5 protein-coding genes are annotated in these 5,540 nt (G+C 41.1%); all 5 read right to left on the reverse strand.

The features are described from left to right. The coding region (locus AC4GME_RS04300; RefSeq protein WP_490379050.1) for an META domain-containing protein at positions 1-771 on the reverse strand (771 nt) is incomplete at its 3' end. Between the two features lie 116 nt (positions 772-887). Further along, positions 888-2,873, reverse strand: a complete 1,986-nt coding sequence (locus tag AC4GME_RS04305) for a permease (RefSeq protein WP_490375716.1) — start codon at positions 2,871-2,873, stop codon at positions 888-890. A 99-nt stretch (positions 2,874-2,972) separates the two neighbouring features. Next, the gene (gene arsJ / locus AC4GME_RS04310) at positions 2,973-4,187 is read right to left on the reverse strand and encodes an organoarsenical effux MFS transporter ArsJ (protein WP_490375715.1); all 1,215 of its coding nucleotides are present in this window, start codon (positions 4,185-4,187) and stop codon (positions 2,973-2,975) included. A 7-nt stretch (positions 4,188-4,194) separates the two neighbouring features. Next, positions 4,195-5,202 (reverse strand): ArsJ-associated glyceraldehyde-3-phosphate dehydrogenase, encoded by a 1,008-nt coding sequence (locus AC4GME_RS04315; RefSeq protein ID WP_490375714.1) that lies wholly within the window; start codon positions 5,200-5,202, stop codon positions 4,195-4,197. Positions 5,203-5,215: 13 nt separating this feature from the next. Continuing rightward, on the reverse strand, positions 5,216-5,540 hold a 325-nt coding region (locus tag AC4GME_RS04320; RefSeq protein ID WP_490379051.1), incomplete at its 5' end, for a phosphatase domain-containing putative toxin.

Below are 5,540 nucleotides of genomic sequence, written 5' to 3' on the forward strand. Positions count from 1 at the left end.
GCCGTCTTTCACTTCCCACTCATTTACTTTTGTTAACGCATCTAAAAATTCATCTTCGACTTCCATACCCGTGGCGCAATGTTTAGCTGTTGAGATAAAGTTTTTCATGATTAATAAGCTTTGATCGATCTGGTACCCCCCCTGAAAATTATTGCAACCGCCACTGCCAAATACACGCCCTTTTTGTATATCAAAAGTTAGATGAGGTTTGTTTTTTTCCTTGCTATCAAGAAACCATTTTTTGTTTGCCAATAAGCCTGGAATATCTAACGCAGCTGGCTCTGCTTCTTTTACAACAGGCAAAACTTCTTCTTTAGGTTTTGGCTTAGCTTGAGGTTTGGGGTGAGCCTTGAGCATGGCTTGAGCCGCAGCTTGCATCTCGATATTCAGCGATTCATTCAGATCATATCGCGTGAATGGTAATAACTCACGGTTAACATAGAGTAGTTTATGATCTTTTATGACTTGCACGCGAAGTTGATATATACCCGTTGATGAGAGTGATTTTTTAAGTACCGGTAAGGTAAATTCTTGTGGAAACTTCTCAAAAACATTTTGCTCTGAAGCGGAGAGAATATTAAATTTATTATCTCCTTGAGGACGGGATTCAAGGCTTAACTTAAAAATAGTACCAGGTTCAATATTACTCTCTTGGTTATATGTTAATTCCCCCTTAATGTACTGAGCTTGAGGAATTTTATAAAGCGCATAACCATCGGCAAATATAATAATGACAACAATCGCAAGAATTACCCAGTACAAATTTTTCATAATCAGCAGTCCCTTTCTAATCAACCTATTAGAGAATAGTTTATTAATAACAATCCAACTAGTTAGATTGCTCTTAATATCAACGGCACTGCTAAAATATCATTATTATCATCAGTTTAATGGTGATGATGCTTTAAAAAACTTTTAGGTATCAACTCGGCAATAAAACTACGTGCTCCACGGCGCAGTAACGAACTGAAATATAAAATTAAAATTATGACTAAACTTGCTATTTGCCACCAGCTGTAACTACCTTGCTCCTGATCCAACCAAGGAAGGGCAATAACATCTATATATTGATTCAGCCCTAAACCAATTAAGAAAGCCCCGCCTAACATCAGCATCGCCAGGCTCATAGCAGCAAAGACCCCCTGCTGCTGCTTAAATGTTTTTAGAAGCTCAAGACTAATCGTTGGTGCGATTAAAAAGAAAGCAATAGCAGCGCCTGGTGATAGACCTGCAATTAATAAAACAGCAATAACGGGGGTTATACCAGTCGCACAAAGTGCAAATGGAAACGCCACAATAATCATCACTAAGACTTGTAACCACAATGCTTGATCAAGGAATGCCCAAGCAGATGTAGCAGAGAGTGTTGCAGCCAGCGTCCAACCTAATAAAACCCAAGGTGCTGTATGATCGAGCTGATGTTGATAGCCCTGTTTAATGGCGCTAATAAATCGGGATGTTGAGGTTTTATCCTGGCAACTTATTTTCAATGCAGAGGAGAGTAGTGTTTTAAAGTGACGACCTAATAACCAGGCAATCACTAATGCAAAAATAGTAGCCAAAACAATGCGCAATAAAAGCATCTGCCCACCAAGTAGCGGCAGGGAAATAAGCAGTGCATCAAACCCCATAATCGGTGCCGCAATTAAAAATGCAGTCGCAAAGGTTTGGCTAACACCAGTAAATAATAGTTGCTGATGCATTTTGCTGGCACTGGGTGAGCAAACAGGTAAAGGTAAACCGTAAATGACCCCTTTTAAACTATCTTTAAAAAAAGACTGGCTGGCTTGTGTTGGTAAAACGGAGAACTTGGGATTGAAATAATGCATTAACCCGCTTAAAAAATAAGCCAGTAACAACATAGGAGCACTATACAAAGCAATATTGGTAAAATTGACCAGAGTTAACGCAGTATTATGCTCATCACGGCTTTGATCCCTCTTATGCAGTTCTTCAAGTTCATGATGATGCTCATCTATTTGCTGATCATTTTCAACTTCGGAAATATCATGATACCCGTCAGTTTCATGATGAACGTCATCAACTTCATGATGGTGTTGCCCAGCCTCTTGAATGCTATCTATATGCTGATCTACTTTAATAGAGTCTTGAATATCCGTAGCTGGCGTACCTGCATGATCATGGTTATGTTCAATATAACCCAGCCAATGCGGTAACAGCACCGAAGATAATACAATAACACCAAGCATACTGCCGATCCCCGCTGCATACTTGTTTTCATTATTATCTTTTTTTGGCGCATGAGAGTGGGAGTGTCCATGCAGATAGGGACGATGTAAAACAACATGCATAATCGACCCCATCACAAAGGCCTGGAACCAAGCTAGCCATTGACCATCAAGTTGTGCCAGAGAGTCACCGGCAAAAAATGCCCCAGCTAAAGTTGCAGCAGACATACCCAGCAAAATAATCATTGGTAATAACCGCCCATACTGAGGACGTAATAACCACCAAATAGTTAAACCGACAGGAAAGCGATGTAATAAAACACCTAGTGCAAGCAGCCAGCCCGTATGATCACCTTGCGTAACAATTAAAGCAGAACCATCGATACTGGCATGTAAAACTAAACCGAGTACACCTAAAAACAGTGTCGTTTGATGTGCCTGATGGGCGGCTTTCTGAAAGTATTTTTCTATCCAGCTTGGCGCCAGCAAACCAATTGCCATCAGCAGCAAAACGATCAAACCGCCACTGTGCAGAATTTCGGGCAGGATATGAAATAAAACAAGACCTGAAATAGTTACAAAAATAAATGCATCAAGCAGATCCAGCCAACCAGGCTGACGCTGTAACAACCGGTAGGTAACCGGTCCTAGGAAGAGTGCAAAAACACTTAGTAACAACAACATAAAAAGAGTCTCGATAAAATTAATCAAATTCTGTTTTGTTATAATATAACACTAAATCAAAGTTGACTATTTTTATCAGATATTAATATTTAAACTGTTTTAATAACTATTCTCACGCAACAGCTCCCTTGGCAAAAAGAGTGAAATCCCACCGGCAATGACGATAAACAGAGTTGAAACCAGTAAACAGGCGCTTAAACCTAAACTGATAAATATCCAGCCTGAAAGCAGCGTGCCGATTAAACGCCCCAGTGCATTTGCCATATAATAGAAACCGATATCTAACGATACCCCTTCTCTTTGCGCATAACTGACAATAAGGTAGCTGTGCATTGAAGAGTTGATAGCAAACAAAGCACCAAATAGAAACAGTCCGGCAATAAACAGAGTACTTTCAAATTGCAGCGATAAAACCACCAGCAGAGGGGTAACGGCCAATCCCATTGCCCATAACACCGCACTTTTACCATCTGGTACCCGCCCTGAAGAGCTCCCCGTAAAATAGGGGGTAACTGACTGAATACCGCCATAAACAATTATCCACAGGGCTAACAAACCACCTACCGTCCAAGCAGTCCAGCCGAAGGTTTCGCTAAGATAAACAGGCAAAGCGACCACAAACCAAACATCACGCGAAGCAAATAAAAATAGACGTGCAGCGGAAAGGATATTAACACTGGCACTTTTGGAAAATAGCTCTTTGAATTTGACCTTGCGTTTGACTCTGCCCAGATCTTTTTTAAGTAATAACAAACTTAAACAGCAGACAACACAAAGCAGGCTTGCCATCAATAACATGGCACTTTGAAAACCGATCAGCGTCAGCAGTAACCCACCTAAAAAGAAACCAACGCCTTTCAGTGTATTTTTTGATCCCGTTAAAATTGCCACCCATTTATAAAGAGTGCCCTGTCTTTCTTCACTGACAAACAGTTTAATAGCGCTTTTAGCACTCATTTTATTAAGATCTTTAGCAATACCTGACAATGCCTGTGCAAACATCACCCACGGAATAATCAGCCATTCACCAGGAATGGCTAACATTAACAGGGCAATCACCTGCATTATCAAACCGATATTCATAGTGCGATTAAGACCTAATCGCGCTCCCAGCCAACCACCAAGCAGATTAGTCACAACGCCAAAAAATTCATAAAACAGGAATAGGAAAGCTACCTGCAGCGCGCTATAACCTAACTGATGAAAATACAAAACAACCAACATGCGCAGTGCACCATCGGTTAGAGTGAACGCCCAATAATTAGCAGTGATAACTAAATATTGCTTCAGTTCAGCAGATAGATTTTTAAACATAGCGTTGTTATTTATCCGCAAGAGCAACGCTACGCATTAATTCAGCGGTGCGCGTTGCATAACCCATTTCATTGTCATACCAGGCATATATTTTAACCATGCGCGAACCGACAACCATAGTTGAAAGTGCATCAACAATAGTTGAACGCTGATCACCACGATAATCAATAGATACTAATGGCTTCTCTTCAAAACCTAAAATGCCTTGCAGTTCGTTTTCAGAAGCGCTTTTAAGTAAAGCATTGACCTCTTCAATATCGGTATCACGGCTAACATCAATCACAATATCAGTTAACGAAGCATTCGCTAATGGCACGCGCACTGCGTGCCCATCAATGCGATCTTTAAGCTCCGGAAATATCTCCACAATCGCTTTTGCAGAGCCGGTTGTGGTTGGAATCAGACTCATACCGCATGCACGGGCACGACGCAGGTCTTTATGGGGAGCATCTAAAATAGTCTGCGTATTGGTTAAGTCATGAATAGTGGTAAAGCAGACCTGTTCAATGCCTAACTTTTCATTAATCACTTTAATAACAGGCGCAAGACAGTTAGTTGTACAAGAAGCCGCAGTAACAATTTGGTGTTTATCTGGCTCAAAAATATGCTCATTTACACCAACCACAATATTAGCAATCGCATCATCTTTTACAGGTGCAGAAACAACCACGCGTTTTACACCCTGATCTAAATAGCTCTGCAGTAGTTTAGGATCACGGTTTACACCCGTAGCTTCAATAACCACATCGCAATTTGACCAGTCTACAGCGGCGATTTCTCGTTGCTGTGTACAATGAATTTTACTGCTGCCGATGACAATATGATTATCGCTTGCTTCAACTTGATGCTGCCAACGCCCCTGCACTGAATCAAACTCAAGAAGATGAGCGAGTGTTTTAGCATCGCCTGCACAATCATTAATCTGTACAAACTCAATATCAGCCCAATCATAGGCGGCACGCATCACTAAACGGCCGATTCGACCAAAACCGTTAATACCTACTTTAATTGTCATTTTTTAAATCCTTTTATTGTGACTTTAAACTTTGATTCAGTGTAATTAAATAATCTCGATGGCAAGCGTGCGTATATGCATTAGGGCGAATAAACTGAATGCGTTTCATTAACGGCTCAATTGCTTCCCCTCGCTCTAAAAGAATTTGCGCAGCAACCAAACCTGTACGCCCAGACCCTCCTTTACAGTGAACAGCAATGCTTTTGCCTTGTTCGAGTAAACGATGAATAGCTGGCCCTGCACTTTTCCAAGCTTCTAAAAACGGAGTTTCAGGAGCGAGATCGTCAACAATGGGCAGATGGAACCAAGACATGCCCTGCGCCTTAACGACCTCTCCA

The sequence above is a fragment of the Psychromonas sp. genome, assembly GCF_983033635.1.

Coding starts and splice junctions, on each gene's coding strand:
- AC4GME_RS04305 (WP_490375716.1), bottom strand. CDS start 2,873: ATGTTGTTGTTACTAAGTGTTTTTGCACTCTTCCTAGGACCGGTTACC.
- arsJ (WP_490375715.1), bottom strand. CDS start 4,187: ATGTTTAAAAATCTATCTGCTGAACTGAAGCAATATTTAGTTATCACT.
- AC4GME_RS04315 (WP_490375714.1), bottom strand. CDS start 5,202: ATGACAATTAAAGTAGGTATTAACGGTTTTGGTCGAATCGGCCGTTTA.